The organism is Natronococcus occultus SP4 (assembly GCF_000328685.1).
Taxonomy (GTDB): domain Archaea; phylum Halobacteriota; class Halobacteria; order Halobacteriales; family Natrialbaceae; genus Natronococcus; species Natronococcus occultus.
Map to the genome: position 1 here is coordinate 3,183,813 of NC_019974.1, position 14,922 is coordinate 3,198,734.

14 protein-coding genes and 1 pseudogene are annotated in these 14,922 nt (G+C 66.6%); 6 read left to right on the forward strand and 9 right to left on the reverse strand.

Annotation, left to right across the window (positions count from 1 at the left end):
* Positions 1-44: 44 nt before the first annotated feature.
* Genes NATOC_RS15605 through NATOC_RS15615 form a run of 3 tightly spaced genes read right to left on the reverse strand, consistent with a single transcriptional unit; the run spans position 45 to position 3,103 of the window.
* On the reverse strand, positions 45-1,538 hold the full coding sequence (locus NATOC_RS15605) for a tripartite tricarboxylate transporter permease (protein ID WP_015322445.1): 1,494 nt from the start codon (positions 1,536-1,538) through the stop codon (positions 45-47).
* A gap of 2 nt (positions 1,539-1,540) precedes the next feature.
* A complete protein-coding gene (locus tag NATOC_RS15610) occupies positions 1,541-2,074 on the reverse strand; it encodes a tripartite tricarboxylate transporter TctB family protein (protein ID WP_015322446.1) in 534 nt (177 codons plus the stop codon).
* Positions 2,075-2,077: 3 nt separating this feature from the next.
* Positions 2,078-3,103, reverse strand: a complete 1,026-nt coding sequence (locus NATOC_RS15615) for a Bug family tripartite tricarboxylate transporter substrate binding protein (RefSeq protein ID WP_015322447.1) — start codon at positions 3,101-3,103, stop codon at positions 2,078-2,080.
* Between the two features lie 334 nt (positions 3,104-3,437).
* On the opposite strand from NATOC_RS15615, the gene NATOC_RS15620 reads away from it, so the two are divergent.
* Positions 3,438-4,385, forward strand: a complete 948-nt coding sequence (locus tag NATOC_RS15620) for a radical SAM protein (protein ID WP_015322448.1) — start codon at positions 3,438-3,440, stop codon at positions 4,383-4,385.
* On the opposite strand, the gene NATOC_RS15625 is transcribed toward NATOC_RS15620, so the two are convergent.
* The 3 genes from NATOC_RS15625 to trxA form a co-directional block, all read right to left on the reverse strand.
* Positions 4,377-5,090 (reverse strand): sugar phosphate nucleotidyltransferase, encoded by a 714-nt coding sequence (locus NATOC_RS15625; RefSeq protein WP_015322449.1) that lies wholly within the window; start codon positions 5,088-5,090, stop codon positions 4,377-4,379. The two genes, NATOC_RS15620 and NATOC_RS15625, sit on opposite strands and share 9 nt — an antisense overlap.
* Before the next feature lie 195 nt (positions 5,091-5,285).
* Positions 5,286-6,338: an NAD(P)/FAD-dependent oxidoreductase gene (locus tag NATOC_RS15630; RefSeq protein WP_015322450.1), complete on the reverse strand. Its 1,053-nt coding sequence runs from the start codon at positions 6,336-6,338 to the stop codon at positions 5,286-5,288.
* The gene (trxA, locus tag NATOC_RS15635) at positions 6,335-6,694 is read right to left on the reverse strand and encodes a thioredoxin (protein ID WP_015322451.1); all 360 of its coding nucleotides are present in this window, start codon (positions 6,692-6,694) and stop codon (positions 6,335-6,337) included. The genes NATOC_RS15630 and trxA overlap by 4 nt, the downstream gene beginning before the upstream one ends.
* 222 nt (positions 6,695-6,916) lie before the next feature.
* Between trxA and NATOC_RS15640 the strand changes: the two are divergent.
* A pseudogene (locus NATOC_RS15640) lies at positions 6,917-7,196 on the forward strand (hypothetical protein).
* A gap of 22 nt (positions 7,197-7,218) precedes the next feature.
* Here the strand turns inward: NATOC_RS15640 and NATOC_RS15645 are convergent.
* The 3 genes from NATOC_RS15645 to NATOC_RS22460 form a co-directional block, all read right to left on the reverse strand.
* A complete protein-coding gene (locus NATOC_RS15645; protein WP_015322452.1) occupies positions 7,219-9,072 on the reverse strand; it encodes a cation:proton antiporter in 1,854 nt (617 codons plus the stop codon).
* 70 nt (positions 9,073-9,142) lie between these two features.
* Positions 9,143-10,162 (reverse strand): sulfite exporter TauE/SafE family protein, encoded by a 1,020-nt coding sequence (locus NATOC_RS15650; RefSeq protein ID WP_015322453.1) that lies wholly within the window; start codon positions 10,160-10,162, stop codon positions 9,143-9,145.
* Between the two features lie 3 nt (positions 10,163-10,165).
* The gene (locus NATOC_RS22460; RefSeq protein WP_015322454.1) at positions 10,166-10,318 is read right to left on the reverse strand and encodes a DUF7512 family protein; all 153 of its coding nucleotides are present in this window, start codon (positions 10,316-10,318) and stop codon (positions 10,166-10,168) included.
* A gap of 326 nt (positions 10,319-10,644) precedes the next feature.
* On the opposite strand from NATOC_RS22460, the gene NATOC_RS15655 reads away from it, so the two are divergent.
* The 4 genes from NATOC_RS15655 to NATOC_RS15670 all read left to right on the forward strand — a co-directional run bounded on the left by NATOC_RS15655 (position 10,645) and on the right by NATOC_RS15670 (position 14,860).
* Positions 10,645-11,475: a universal stress protein gene (locus NATOC_RS15655; RefSeq protein ID WP_015322455.1), complete on the forward strand. Its 831-nt coding sequence runs from the start codon at positions 10,645-10,647 to the stop codon at positions 11,473-11,475.
* 160 nt (positions 11,476-11,635) lie between these two features.
* The gene (locus NATOC_RS15660; protein ID WP_015322456.1) at positions 11,636-12,814 is read left to right on the forward strand and encodes a glycosyltransferase family 2 protein; all 1,179 of its coding nucleotides are present in this window, start codon (positions 11,636-11,638) and stop codon (positions 12,812-12,814) included.
* A complete protein-coding gene (locus NATOC_RS15665) occupies positions 12,811-13,944 on the forward strand; it encodes a glycosyltransferase (protein WP_015322457.1) in 1,134 nt (377 codons plus the stop codon). The genes NATOC_RS15660 and NATOC_RS15665 overlap by 4 nt, the downstream gene beginning before the upstream one ends.
* 13 nt (positions 13,945-13,957) lie before the next feature.
* Positions 13,958-14,860 carry a glycosyltransferase family 2 protein gene (locus NATOC_RS15670; RefSeq protein ID WP_015322458.1) on the forward strand — a complete coding sequence of 301 codons (903 nt, stop codon included), beginning with the start codon at positions 13,958-13,960 and terminating at the stop codon, positions 14,858-14,860.
* Positions 14,861-14,922: the final 62 nt, after the last annotated feature.

Below are 14,922 nucleotides of genomic sequence, written 5' to 3' on the forward strand. Positions count from 1 at the left end.
AGGTGAGTGTCGCGCGCGAAGAAAAGACAAGCCCGAGAGCGCCGTCAGTTTTTGATCGCGGTGACGATCAGTGAGAGCGCGATGAGCGCGAGCAGTCCGACCGCGATGGAGCTGTTGAACAGGAAGGCGGTAGCGCTCTCGCCGGTCAGCAGCCAGCCGGTGACGAACCCGGACTCGGCGATGTCGCCAAGGATCACCCCCAGGACGAGGCTCACGAGCGGGTAGTCGTAGGCGACGAGCAACACGCCGATCAGTCCGAACAACAAGACGATGTAGAGGTCGACGGGCGCGTTCCGGACGGCGAACCCGCCGACGACGGCGAGCACCGCAACCGAGGGAATGATATAGCGAATAGGGATATATGCGAGCTTCCCGAAGTACTGCGAGCCGGCGAGGCCGTAGATCAGGATCAAAACGTTGCCGACGAACAGCGAGAGGATCATCGCGTAGACGATATCGCCCGAGGAGTCGAACAGCGCGGGGCCGGGATTCAGCCCGTGGAGGGCGATCGCACCCAGCAGCGCGGCCGTCGCGCCGCTGCCGGGGATCCCGAGGGTGAGCGTCGGGATCAGCGCGCTGCCCTGGGTCGCGTTGTTACTCGAGTCCGCCGCGATGACACCCTCGATGATCCCGCTACCGAACCGATCGGCGAGCTCGTCGCTCGCCCACCGTTTGGCCTCGTTGTACGAGACGAAGTTCGCGACGTCCGCGCCGGCGCCGGGCAGCGAGCCGATGAACGTGCCGATGAGCGCACCCCGAACGAACCCGACGGGACGGGAGACGACCGCCCGAGCCGCGTCGTACACTTCCGAGGCACCGCGCTGGATGGTGTTGTCGCCGGTGACGACGGTCCCCTGGTAGGCCAGCCAGAACACCTCCGCCAGCACGAACAGCCCGATGAGGACGACGACGAAGTCGACGCCCTCGAGCAGCGCCGTCTGGCCGAACGTGGCGCGGGGCTGTGCGAGCTGGGGATCGTTCCCGATCGTCCCGATCAGCAGGCCGAAGGCGCCGGCGAGCAGGGCCTTCGAGAGCGACGATCCCTTCGCCGCGGGAATGATCGTCAGGGCAAACACCGCGAGCAGGAACATCTCCGGATCACCGAAGTTGAGGGCAAAGTCGGAGATCGGCGGCGCGAAGATCAGCAGGAACGTCGCCGCGATCAGCCCCGCGAGCCCGGAGACGATCGCGGAGACGGCGAGCGCGTAGATCGCCCGCCCCTGCTTGGTGAGCTCGTAGCCGTCCCAGCAGGTAACGATCGAGCCCGGCGCGCCGGGGGTGTTGATGAGGATCGCGGGGATCGAGCCACCGTAGATGGCGCCGCCGTAGGCCGAGACCAGAAATATCAGCGCGACGGTCGGCTCGAACGGGATCGTCACCGGCGTAAAGAGGATGATCGTCATCGTCGCGGAGAAGCCGGGAATCGCCCCGAAGACGATCCCGACGGCCGTCCCCAGCAGGATCGCGAACAGAATGTACGGGCTCGAGAGGATGCCGAGCGCGCCGTCGATGGCCGCGGGTGCAAGAACGCCGAGCATGGTTAGAGGGGAATCATCAGCCACTGGACGAACACGAGCCAGACGACGATCGCGAAGCCAAGCGAGTACCCCGCGAGTGCGAGCGGGTTCCGCTCACCGAACAGATAGAGGGTGGCCGCCAGAAAGGCGACCGTCGAGGCGAGAAAGCCGACCGGTTCGAGCGCGACGATGTAGCCGGCGGTCAGCGCGACCAGCAGCGCCGCGCTTCGGACGGTGAAGACCGCCTCCTCCTCGGCGTCGGCGTCGGTCTCCGGGTCGAACGCGGCGGCCGCGCTCCCGACGCCGTCGTCGTCCGAGCCGTCCTCGCCGTCGAGCGAGACGGACTGGACAGCGATCGTCAGCACCGCGAGCGTGATCGTCGCGTACAGCAACGGTCCCGCGTACAGCATCGACAGCTCCGGTAGCGCTCGCGTGTCCCAGTAGTAGAACAGGCAGAACGCGAGCACCAGCCCCGGAAACAGCAGTTCTCCCGTATCGATCTCGACCGTTCGCGATCCGGTTCCGACGGTGACGGTCGGCGGCGTAATTCCCGTCATACGTTATCGATCGTAAATGAAGCTCTCGACGACGTCGGCGTACGTTTCCATGAACTGTGAGGTTTCCTCGACCTCGGTCTCGGTCTCGTCGGGGCCGCGGTAGTCAAGAATGTCGTCGAGTCCGCCCTGGTTTTCGGCCTCGGAGAGGAACTGCTCGTCCTCGAACACCGCGGCGTAGGTCTCGGCGAGCCGCTCGAACCGGTCGGGCTGGTTTTCCTGGAGCCCGCCGGGGACGACCATGAGCTTCCACTGGCCGAGCCCCTCGTCGACGAGCGGGACGTCCTCGAGACCGATATCGGCGAACGACGGTGTGTCGGGCCACAGCTCCTGGGGCTCTGCGGTGTGTGAGCCCAGCGCGAGGACGTCGCCGACGTGGTCGGGGTTAAAGGCCCACGGCTGGTTGACGCCCGCGTCGACGTCGCCCGCGAGGACGGCCTGCCGAACCCCGGCGCCGCCCTCCATGTTGACGACCGTCAGATCCAGATCGTAGGTCTCCTCGACCAGCAGCGCCGACAGCGCCGTGTTCCCGATCGCGGAGGTGATCCCGACGGTGGCACCGTCCTCGCGAGCGTACTCGACGAACTCCGAGAGATCGTCGTACGGCCGATCGAGCGGAGCGAACCACATCGTCGGATCCCAGTGGTGGGTCCCCAGGTAGTCGAACGACGCCATCCGGTAGGGAGCGTTCTGGAAGAGCCAGGTGGCCTGCATCTGGGGCATGTTCCACATCGCGACCGTGGTGCCGTCCGGATCGGCGTTGTACAGCTCCTCGCCGCCGACCTGGGTCGAGCCGCCGGGGTAGTTCTCGACGACGAACTCGACGCCGAGCCGATCCGCCCACACGGGGGTCGTGATCCGCATTGATCGGTCGGTTCCGCCGCCTTGTGCCCAGGGGACGACCGCCGTGATCCGTCCGTCGTCGAACTGTTCGGTAACGCCGAACGCTTCGGCGCCGTACGCTGCCGTAACCGAGAGTCCCGTCACGCCGGCCGCGAGAAACTCCCGTCTACCGATATCTGTGACTGGCATTATCTCTGTAGACCGTCCCCGCGAGCATCATCGTTTCACCCGGCCGGGGACGAGCACCGGGTCGGTCTGTTACGTTCCCTTACCGAACTGCACACTGTGAGGGTCGGAATCGGCGGCCATCGACGGTTCGTGACCGACGGTCCGACCGGCTGCGACTCGAATTGTTACTTCTGGTATATTTGTTACTAACAACTCAGTTAGGGTTGGGGGTTCTGCCTGCATGTGCAAATAACGTTCATGAATAATCACCGCGAAGTGTCACCTGTGACCCGAGCGTCTTGTTACATGATAGCTTTCAACAGACCCTTGTCGGCTCGCCATCGTACTGATTCGTATGAAGTCCGGCTCACCGGCGACGACGGCGAACGCCCGCTCGCTCCGGCCCGAAACGTTCGACGCGCGGATCGACGATCTGTGGGAGCGCTACGAGGAGTGCGATCTCTGTGCGTACGACTGCGGGGTCGACCGCACCGCCGGCGACGTCGGCACCTGCCAGGTCGACGACACCGCGTACGTCTCAACGTACTTCCCCCACTTCGGCGAGGAAGACTGCCTGAAGGGCCACAACGGGAGCGGAACGATCTTTCTCGCGAACTGCAACATGAAATGCGTCTTCTGTCAGAACTTCGAGACGAGCCACGAGGCGAAAGGCGATCCCGCGACACCCGCGGAGATCGCCGAGATGGCCCTCGAACTCGAAGCGAAGGGCTGTCACAACATCAACTTCGTCTCCCCGACCCACCACTCGCCCCACCTTGTCGAGGCGGTTCGGATCGCCATCGAGGCCGGCCTCGACCTCCCGATCGTCTGGAACTGCGGTGGCTACGAACGCCCGGAGATCCTCGAGCGACTCGAGGGGATCGTCGACATCTACATGCCCGACGTGAAGTGGGGCAACGACGCCGCCGCGGCGCGGTACTCGAAGGCGCCCAACTACTGGTCGAACGTCACCGACTCGCTCCGGGAGATGCACCGACAGGTCGGCGACCTCCGGCTCGACGACACCGGGCTCGCGACGGGCGGGCTCCTCGTTCGCCACCTCGTCATGCCCAACCACGTCGAGAGCGCGAAGCGAGTGCTGTCGTTCCTTGCCGAGGAGGTCTCCGAGAAGACGTTCGTCGACGTCATGGCGCAGTACCGGCCCCACTACAAGGCGAAATCGGAGCCGTTCTACGAGGAGATCAGCCGTCCGATCACCGCCGCGGAGTACGAGGCGGTCGTCGACCACGCTCGCGAGGCGGGTCTCGAGCGACTCTACCTCGATCGCTCGATGCTACTCTGACCGCTCGAGCAGCCGCTCGGCCCGCTCGCGGTCGGCCGGCGTATTGACGTTGACTCGCGAGCCCGGCAGCCGAACGGCGTCGACGCGTCGCCCCGCTCGCGCCAGGAGGCCGACCGCCTCGCTGAGTTCGAACTCGCCGCTGTCGGCGGGGCGGGCGAGCGCGAGTGCGTGAAAGATCCGCGGCGGCAGGACGTAACACCCAGTCGTCACCAGCTTCGAGGGCGGGTCGTCGGCCTTCTCGACGATTCCCGTGACGTGACCGTCCTCGAGGACGACCGCGCCCGTCTCGCTGGCGGTCTCCCGATCGACCTCCTCGACGAGCACCGCGGCCTCGGCCCCGGTCGAGCGAACGCGTTCGATGGCGGGGTCGATCCTGCCGTCGAACACGTTGTCGCCGTTCAGGACGACGAACGGCTCCTCGAGATAGGGCTCGGCGAGCGAGACCGCGTGACCGAGCCCCGTCCGCTCGCGCTGGTGGACGTAAGTGATCGGAACGTCCCGGTAGGTGTCGCCGAAGCGGTCGACGATCTGTGACTTGCGGTAGCCGACGACAACGACGAGCTCGTCGACGCCAGCTGCCAGCAACGTCTCGAAGACGTGGCTCAGGATCGGTCGCTCGTCCACCTCGACGAGTCCCTTCGGTACGTCCTCGGTCAGCGGGCGCAGTCGCGTACCCTCGCCTGCGGCGGGGACGACTCCCTTCATATCTCCCCATAGCCGCCCGCCCGGGAAAAGTCACGAGGACGGTGTAGGCTGATCGACCTCGCGGACCCGCGGTCGGCGGGCCGAACCACAAAACAGATACCCCCGCCCCCGAGCCGTCTACCCGGTCGGGGCGTTCGCACGGCGCCAGGTGACGCGTGTTCCGACCCTCCTGTTTCCGATCGGCCAGCGGCGGCGCTAGACGCTCGGCGCGGGGTCGGCGGACTGTGGCTCCGACCGTGTGGATTCGGCATCAAGCCACGCCTCGGCGTCGAGGGCGGCCATGCTCCCGGTGCCCGCCGAGGTCACCGCCTGGCGGTAGTCGGGATCCATCACGTCCCCCGCACCGAAGACGCCCTCGACTGCGGTCTCGGTCGTCATCCCCTCGCGGGTCTCCAGGTGGCCGGAGTCGGCCAGTTCGACCGCGGTGTCCTCGAGGAAGTCGGTGTTCGGAACGTGGCCGACGCCGTAGAAGATCCCGCCGACGTCGACGGTCTCTCGGTCGACCTCGGTCGCGGCCTCCGGCGCCGCGCTCCCCGCGAGTTTCTCCGTCGGGTGGCCGTCGGGGTGGGAACCGAGCGTCGCGCCGGTGACGCCGTCCTCGCGGGAGCCGTGGATCGCGAGCAGCTCCGCGTTCCAGCGGACGGCGATCTTCTCGTGGTCGCGGGCCCGCTCGGCCATGATGTCCGAGGCACGTAGCTCGTCGCGGCGGTGGACGACCGTCACCGAGTCGGCGAACTTCGCGAGGAACAGCGCCTCCTCCATCGCCGAGTCGCCCCCGCCGATCACGAGGACGTCGTCGCCGCGGTGGAAGGCGCCGTCGCAGGTCGCACACGTCGAGACGCCGTAGCCCATCAGTTCGTCCTCGCCGTCGGCGCCGACCCAGCGGGCGCTGGCACCGGTCGCGACGATCAGCGCCCGCGTCCGGACGCTGTCGCCGTTCGCGAGCTCGAGTTCGAACGGCCGGTCCTCGAGTGTGGCGTCCTCGACGGCGGCGTGGCGAAAGTCGGCGCCGAACCGTTCGGCCTGTGCTTTCCCGCGCTGGATCAGTTCCATCCCGCCGACGCCCTCGGGGAACCCGAGGTAGTTCTCGACGTCGGTGGTCAGGGTGAGCTGGCCGCCCGGCTCGGGCCCCTCGAGGACGAGGGGGTCGAGGTCGGCCCGCGCGGCGTAGACGGCGGCCGAGAGACCGGCGACGCCGGAGCCGACGATCACGACGTCGCGAACGGTCGCGGTCGAGTCCTCGCTCATTCGGTGTAGCGCTCGATCAGGCTGCGGAGTCGGTCCTCCGGCAGGGCGCCGGTGTGCTGTTCGACCTGCTCGCCGTCGGCGAACACGAGCAGCGTGGGGACGCCGCGGACGCCGTAGGTAGCGGCGAGTTGCTGGTTGGCGTCGACGTCGACCTTCGCGACGGTCGCGTCGGTCTCGGCCGCGATCGTCTCGACGAGGGGCTCGAGCATCTGACAGGGGCCACACCAGTCGGCGTGGAAGTCCACGAGCACGACGTCACGGTCGCTCACGATCGCGTCGAGGTCGTCCTCGCCGTCGACGTGGAGCGGTTCGTTCGTCGGTCGGTCCGCCGAGCCGCTGGTTGCATCGGTTGTCATCACGTCCTCGTTCGGGCCAGAGGCGTTTAAGGCTTTTGTAGGTGGTGTGCAATACAGTACACCACGACCCGATCGAACTGTCCTTACCTGACCAAGCAGCCTCGATAGAGATGATTGACGACGGCATTTCCGTTTTCTCTGCTCCCTACTCCGGTCGATGGCTCTACCGTAATTGTGTATACTGTGCAAAGTATTACGGATTCCAAACCCGTATCACGACCCATGAGTGACCGATCCGAGACGGTTCGCGTCTGGCTGGTCGAGCGAACCTACTCTGACGACGAGCAGAATCTCATCATCCTGGTGTATGCAACCCCCGACGGTGAGCGGTATCCGGAAAGAACGGGCGATCACGAGTTCGACGGACGACCGACCGACGACGGCCACGGTGACCGTCGCCCCGTCGAACCTCGGCGCCGTCGATGATCCGGAGCTCCGGGAGCAGTACGCGACGGAGGCGAGCCGGATGGCCGAGACCCACGAGCCGGACGACGCGATCTAGCGACTCACCCCGCTGTTCCCGTTCAGTCGTGTGGATGAAACCGCTTGACCGCGCGGTCGACCGCCTCCGTCCGCCCGATGAAGGTGACCCGATCGCCGTCGCGCAGCACGTGGTCCCCGGTCGGAACCTCCGTCGTCCCGTCGCCGTGGGTCACCAGCCCGACGAGACAGCCGTCGGGAATCTCGGCGTTGAGCTGGGCGATCGTCTTCCCGACGAGATCCGTCGCCGTCACCTCGATCTCCTGGACGTCGCCCGTTCGACCGAGTTCGTTCATCCACGCCGATAGTGACGGCCGCTCGAGGACGTTCTCGAGCGACCACGCGGTCGCCATCGAGAGGTCGATCGCGCGGACGCCGAGCGATTCGAACGCCTCGACGTTGTCTGGCTGGTTGACCCGCGAGGCGACCGTCTCGACGTCGAAGCTGGTCCGTGCGAGCTGGCAGGCCAGCAGGTTCGCGTCGTCGTCGGGCGTCGCCGCGATGACGTTTTTCGCCTCGTCGATCCCCGCCCGCTTGAGGACGCCGGCGTCGGTGCCGTCGCCCTCGAGGGCGCGCAGTCCCCGTTCGCGGCTCCGTTCGACCGCGTCCGGGTCCTCGTCGACGACGAGGACGTTCTCTCCGTCCCGTTCGAGCCGTTCCGCGAGGGAGAGACCGACTCGTCCCCCGCCGATGATGATCGTGCGCATTGGTGAGACTCCGAGGTGGGTCGCGATCCGTCCTGCGAGGCCGGCCTGGAGGACGACCGTCGCGAAGATGATCAGGAAGACGGTACCGGCCAGCAGCTGGGCCTCCTGTGGCTGGCCGAGCGCCTGGAGCTCGACGGCAAACAGCGTCGCGACGCTCGCGGGGATGATCCCGCGGGGACCGACGGCGCTGAGAAAGAGCCGCTCGTCCCGTGTGAACCGTTCGCCGGTCGTCGCGAGGTAGATCACCGCCGGCCGGAGCACGAGCGTGATCGCGACGACGACGGCGATCCCGGCGACCCCGAGAGTCGCGATGTCGCCGAAGTCGATCAGCGCCGCCAGCGCGACGAAAATAAACGAAAGGACGACGACCGAGAGATCGTCCAGGAAGTCGACGACGTCCTCGTGGTGTGGCAGATCGACGTTGCCGAGCGCAAAGCCGGCCATCGCGGCGGCGGCGATCCCGGTCTCGCTGGCGAGCAGCTCCGCGCCGCCGTAGGCGACGACGATTCCCGCGAGGACGACCAGTCTGGCGTGCAGCGGCGCGGTCCCGGGCGAGAGGTTGCCCCGGCTGAGAAACAGCCAGACGGCGCCGGCGACGGCGGCGCCGACGCCGAGGCCGATCGCCAGCCGGCCCCCGAACTCGCCGAGGAGCCGCATCGGACCGCCGTCGCCGGCGATCAACACCTCGAAGACGACGACCACCAGGATCGCGGCGGTGACGTCGTTGAGCACGCCCTCGCCCTCGAGGACGGCCGCAACGTGATCCCGGACGGTGACGACCTGGAGGATGGGGCCGATCACCGTCGGCCCGGTCGCGATCAGCAGGGCGCCGACCAGCAGGCCGACCTCGAGGCTTGTGTCGAGAAAGGCGACGACGGCGGCCGCGGTTCCCAGCCAGGTGATCGCCGCGCCGACCGTTGTGAGCCGCAGCAGGGCCGTCGGACTCTCCCGGAGCTTCTCGAGGCGGAGGTGGTAGCCGCCCTCGAAGAGGATGATCGCGACGCTGACGCCGACCATCACGGGGAGCCCCTCGCCGAACGTCGCCCGCGAGACGAGACCGACCCCCTCCGGACCGATCGCGACGCCCGCGAGGATCAGAAACAGGACGCTTGGGATCCGGAGCCGGTCCGCGAGGACCCGGGAGGCGACCCCGAGCGCCAGTACGACGGCCACGACGCCGATCAGCGTCACGGCTGGGGATCCGTCCGTCGGTCGATCCGGACGGCGCGACGATCGGTCGGTCGCTCACTGTCCATCGGTATCACTTCCCATCGGTCGCCGACGGGGTATCCGTTTCGCCGTCTCCGGCCGAGGTGAGAACCTGCGAGAGGATGATCGCGGCGACGGCGAACGACGACCCGACCAGCAGGACGACGCTGAGTACGTCGAGCGCACTCGTCCCCAGCCAGTCGGCGAGTTCGCTGAGCCCGATTCCGGCGCTTGCCAGCACCATCATGAGTCCGAAGTAGACGATCACGTCGTCCTCTTCGACGATCGTGGTCGCCGCCGAGCCGATCCGTGCGCCGAGCGCGCTGCCGACCAGCAGCAGGGAGACGACCGCGAGATCGACGCCCCCGGACAGCCCGTAGGTGAAGGTGCCGAACGCGCCCGAGAACAGTCCGGCGAAGAGGCTCGTCCCGACGGCCGCGGTCAGGGGCGTCCCGATCAGATAGTAGATCGCAGGCATCCGGATGAACCCGCCACCGACGCCGATCAGTCCCGAGACGAGACCGACGCCGCCGCCGGAGCCGAGGATCGTCCACAGCGAGGCCCGCCCGCCGGAGGTCAGCGAAAGCATCGGCGGCACCTCGTAGGACTGGATCCTCCGGGCGACTGGGGGGATCTCCTCGTCGCTGACCGTCTCGTCGTCCTCGACGTCCTCGAGCCGGTAGGCGCGCCGGAGAAAGAGGAGGCCGATCCCCGCGAGCAAGACGACGTACGCGACGCCGGTGACGAGTTCGGCGATCCCGAGGGCCTCGAGACCGAAGACGAGTCGGCTGCCGAGTTCGATCCCGATCGAGAGGACGACGAACAGGACGGCGCCGAGCCGGTAGTCGACCTCGCCGACGTCGTAGTGTTTCAGGACGGCGATGACGGACGTGCCGAAGTAAAACGCCAGGCCACTACCGATTGCGACGGGCGCGGGATACCCCAGTATCAGCAGCGTCGGGGTGATCAGGAACGACCCGCCCATCCCGAAGAAGCCAAACAGTACGCCGACCGCGAAGCCGAAGCTCACGAACAGCGCCAGCAGTGCCGGGGAGAGACCGAGTAGCTCCATCGATTACGTGCTCGCGTTCGTGACTCGCTCGATCGCCGGCGATGCGACCCGTTCGAGGAGCCCGTAGCCGACGTAGAGAGCAACCGCCTGCAGGAAGACGACGCCGACGAGCGCAGTCGCCCGTGCGAGCGGCGGGAGTCCGGCGGACTCGATCATGCGTTCCGACCTCCGTTCGAAAGCGGTTGTGTGCGCATCATGGATTTTCACTCACTACTCTCTACCCGGAGCGCCTGTATAACGCTTTTGGGACTAAAGAACAATATTACTGCAGGAAATCACACGACTATCCAACGAGAATATCCGAATACGTTACGAAAATATAGCACCCTCGAAGCGGCGCGGCGCGTTGCTCGGGCGCGACGCTCGAACGAGCTCCCGTAGCGTCGCCGATCGACGTGAATCGCTCGTCGGTCAGCGCTCGAAAAACGATTTTGGTATTGGCTAGACAAAACAATATTATACCGCCGGACCGTACTCGGCGTATGAAAGCGGTACTCGCGACGGATCTCTCGGCGGCCAGCGAGGCGACGATCCGCAACGAAACCTGTCTCGACTGTCTCGGACGGATCGGAATCGAGGAGTTTCACCTCGTGACGGTCGTCCCCTCGAACGTCCACGGGGGGATGCCCGGTATCGACTTCGAGAAGCGCCGGACGAACGCGATCCGACGGTACAGTCGGGTGATCGAGGACGCCGGATTCGACGTCGAAACCCACGTCGTTCGTGGCACGCCCCACCGACGGATTATCGGTATCGCCGGGACGATCGGGGCGAATCTCACGATCGTTGGCTCCCGCGGAAAGAGTCCGCTCGAGAACCGCGTCGTCGGGTCGACGGCGCGCAACCTCGCACGCACGACCGAGACGCCACTGCTGGTCAACCGGATCGAGCGCGGCGTCGACGATCCCGATGTCGTCAGACAGCACCTCTTCCAGCGGATGCTGTACGCGACCGACTTCTCCGAGAACGCCGAGCGGGCCTTCGAGTCGTTTGCCTACCTGCGACACGCCACCCGAGAGGCGACGCTCGTCCACGTCGCCACGCCGAAAGACCCCGATCAGGAGAGCGATCCCGAACGGCGACTGGGCAAACTGGCGACCCGGCTCGAGGACTGGGGGATCGACGCCGAGACCGTCGTCAGGCGGGGCGACCCCGCCGAGGAGATCCTCGCCACGGAAGCCGAAGTAAACCCGACGACGGTACTGGTCGGCTCGCGCGGTCACAGCCGGCTCCGACGGCTCCTGCTGGGCAGCGTCTCCGAGGACCTCGTCGGTCGTGCGACCGGAAACGTCATGCTGGTCCCGCCGGCGTGAGCAGTCTTTCGGCGATCGGCTCGGAACCACCTGCTTGCAGCTGAAAGGCCCGTGAGACGCTGTGCTTGCGGATCCATGTCGGAAGGTTGAACTTGCCGTTGGAGCAAAACGGACGTAGGATACCCGTCTCGATCCGCCGTTTCCGATCCGTTTCGCACTCATGCTCGAACTCACGCTCCTGATCGTCCTCGTCGTCTCGGTTCTGGCGCTTGTCCACTCGTATTTCCTCTACCCGCCGGCGCTCGCGTTGCTGGCGCGGTTGACCCCGACGCCGAGGACGTCCACCCCCGACACCCTGCCCTCGGTCGCACTCGTCGTCGCGGCGTACAACGAGGAGGAGATCATCGCCGAAAAGATCGAGAACAGCCTCGAACTCGACTACCCCGCGGATCGACTGTCGATCATCGTCTTCTCGGACGCGTCCTCGGACCGGACCGACGAGATCGTCCGTTCGTACGCCGACGAGGGGGTCGAACTCGTCCGGATCGAGGGGCGAGTCGGCAAGACCGAGTGCCAGAACCGGGTCGCCGACGCCGTCGACGAGGAGATCATCGTCTTCTCGGACGCAAACAGCATGTACGAGCCGGACGCGATCCGCGAGCTGGTGTCGTCGTTCGGCCCGGACGTGGGCTGTGTCGTCGGCGAACTCACGTACCGCGACTCGAGCGACGTCGACGGCGAGTCGATCTACTGGCGCTACGAGTCGCTGCTCAAGCGCCTCGAGTCGGCCGTCGGCTCGTCGGTGACGGGCAACGGCGCGATCTACGCGGTCCGGAGCTCGTCGTACGTTCCGCTTCGCCGGGACGCGATCAGCGACTTCGCGGAGCCGCTGGCGATCGTCAAGAACGGCGAGCGGGTGACCTACACCGCTGACGCGGTCGCCTGGGAGAACACCGAAGAGAGCGTCGACGACGAACTCGACCGCCGCAGCCGAATCGTCACCCGGTCGTGGCACACCGTCGCGAACAACGCCGAACTGTTGAACCCCGCCCGGTATCCGCTGTTCTCGTTTCAACTGCTCTCACACAAGGTGCTCCGGTGGCTCTCGCCGGTGTTTCTCGCAACCGCCTTGCTCTCGACGATCGGGCTCGTCGTCCTCTCCGCGAACCCCCTCTCGCTGGCGGCACTGGCCGCCCAGCTCGCGTTCTACGGGCTCGCACTCGTCGGCGCCGTCCTCGATCGAACCGCGGTCTCGCCGCCGACGATCGTCCACGTCCCCCACTTCTTCCTCGTCGCGAACTACGGTATGCTCGTCGGCCTCCGGAACTTCCTCCGGCGGGAGAACATCGTCACCTGGAACACGACCTCGCGAGAATCCGATCACGAGCCAGAGTCATGACCCACGTCGTCCACATCTCTTCGGTCCACTACCCGTTCGATCCGCGCATCTTCCACAAGCAACTGCAGGCGCTGTCCGACGCCGGCTACCGGACGACGCTGCTGGTCCACCACGAGGACTCGACCGAGCGCGACGGCGTCACCGTACGCTCGGTCGGCGACGTCGAGAGTCGCCTCGAGCGCTGGCGGAACCTCCCGACGCTGTTCCGGGAAGCTCGGGCCGAGGACGCCGACGTCTACCACGTCCACGATCCGGAGCTGTTGCCGATCGGGGTCTTGCTGTCGCTGACGACCGACGCGAGTGTCGTCTACGACGTCCACGAGGACTACGCGGACGCGATCCGGGTCCGCGAGTGGATCCCCGAACCCGTCAAGCCCGTTCTGCAGCGGGTGTTTCCAACCGTTCAGGCGGCGCTAACCCGACCGCTGGAGCTGGTCGTGACCGCCGACGACTCGACCCGGGCACAGCTCGAGGGACACACGAGCACGCCCGTCGAAACGGTGCGGAACCTGCCGACGGTCGCGGGGATCGAGACCGACCGCGTCGACGTCGAGCGCTCCCACGAGCACGTACTGGCCTACGTCGGCGGCCTCGACCGGGAACGGGGCCTGTTGACCATGCTCCAGGTAACCGCCCGGCTCCGGGAGCGAGGACTCGACGTCGGGCTCTGGCTGCTCGGCCCGTTCCAGGACGGGGCGATCGAGCGCACGGCCCGCGAGTTCATGGACCGGGAGGGGATCGCCGAACACGTCCGGCTGTTCGGCTACGTCGACTACGACGAGATCTTCTCCTATCTCTCGGCGGCCGACGTCGGCCTGCTGTTGGTCGACGAGGAGCGGTTCGCACGCAACGTGCCGACGAAGTTCTTCGAGTACCTCTACTGTGAGCTTCCCGTCGTGATGACCGAGGTGCCGTCGCTCGAGCCCTACGCGGACGACGACTACTGTGTTGCGGTGCCCGAGGACGATCTCGATCGGACCGTCGAGGAGCTTGCAGGGCTGCTCGAGGCGCCCGAGACCAGAGTCCGGATGGGCGAGGCCGGCCGCGAGGCGGTCGCCTCGGAGTACAGCTGGGAGATCGAACGGGACCGACTGCTGGCCGCGTACGCACAGCTCACCGACCGCCGATGACGACCCCCTTCGCATGACCACCGTTTCAGTTATCACACCCACGTACAACCGGGCGGAGACGCTTCCGCGAGCGATCGAGAGCGTCCTCGGACAGCGCCACGAGGAGTTCGAACACGTGATCGTCGACGACGGCTCGACCGACGACACTCCGTCGGTCGTCGAGGGCTACGACGACGACCGCATCGAGTACGTCCGCCTCGAGGGCAACAACGGGGCGAACGTCGCCCGAAACGAGGGGATCCGGACGTCCTCGGGAGAGTACGTCGCGTTTCTCGACTCCGACGACGAGTACTACCCGGGCAAGCTCGAAGCCTGCGTCGACGCTCTCGAGTCGCTGCCCGAGCGTTACGGCGGGGTCTTCCACGGCTACGACATCTATCGGGGCGAGACCTACCTCGGCCCGGAGGCGACCGACGACGGCCGCGTGACCCTCTCGGATCTCGGCGAGGCCAACGTCCCGGGCAGCTTCATCACGACGGCGTTCAGACGCGAGGTCTTCGAGGACGTCGGTCTCCTCGACGAGGCGATGGCCTCCTCCCAGGACTACGAGTTCTACCTGCGGGTCGCCCGGGAGTACGATCTCTACGGACTCGGCACGGTGCTTGCGAAACACTACCGACAGGACGACTCGATCTCGCTGGATCTGGACGCGCGACGCACGGGGAAGGCCCAGCTCGTCGAGCGCCACGGCGACGTGTTGACCGCTCGGCGCCACGCCCACCACCACTACCTCCTCGGGCTGACCCACGCGAAACGCGACGAACTGGGGCCAGCACGCCGGGAGCTCGCCAGGGCGATCCGACTCGATCCGACGAACCCGTTTCCGTACGTCCACCTGGCGACCTGCGTGACGCCGACGACGTTCGCGCTCGGCATGTCGGCAAAACGACGGGTAAAACGCCTCCTCGGCCAGTGAGCCTCTCGAAACGGCGCGTTCTCGATAGCAAGACACTTCAGCGGAAATCGGAAACGTGACCT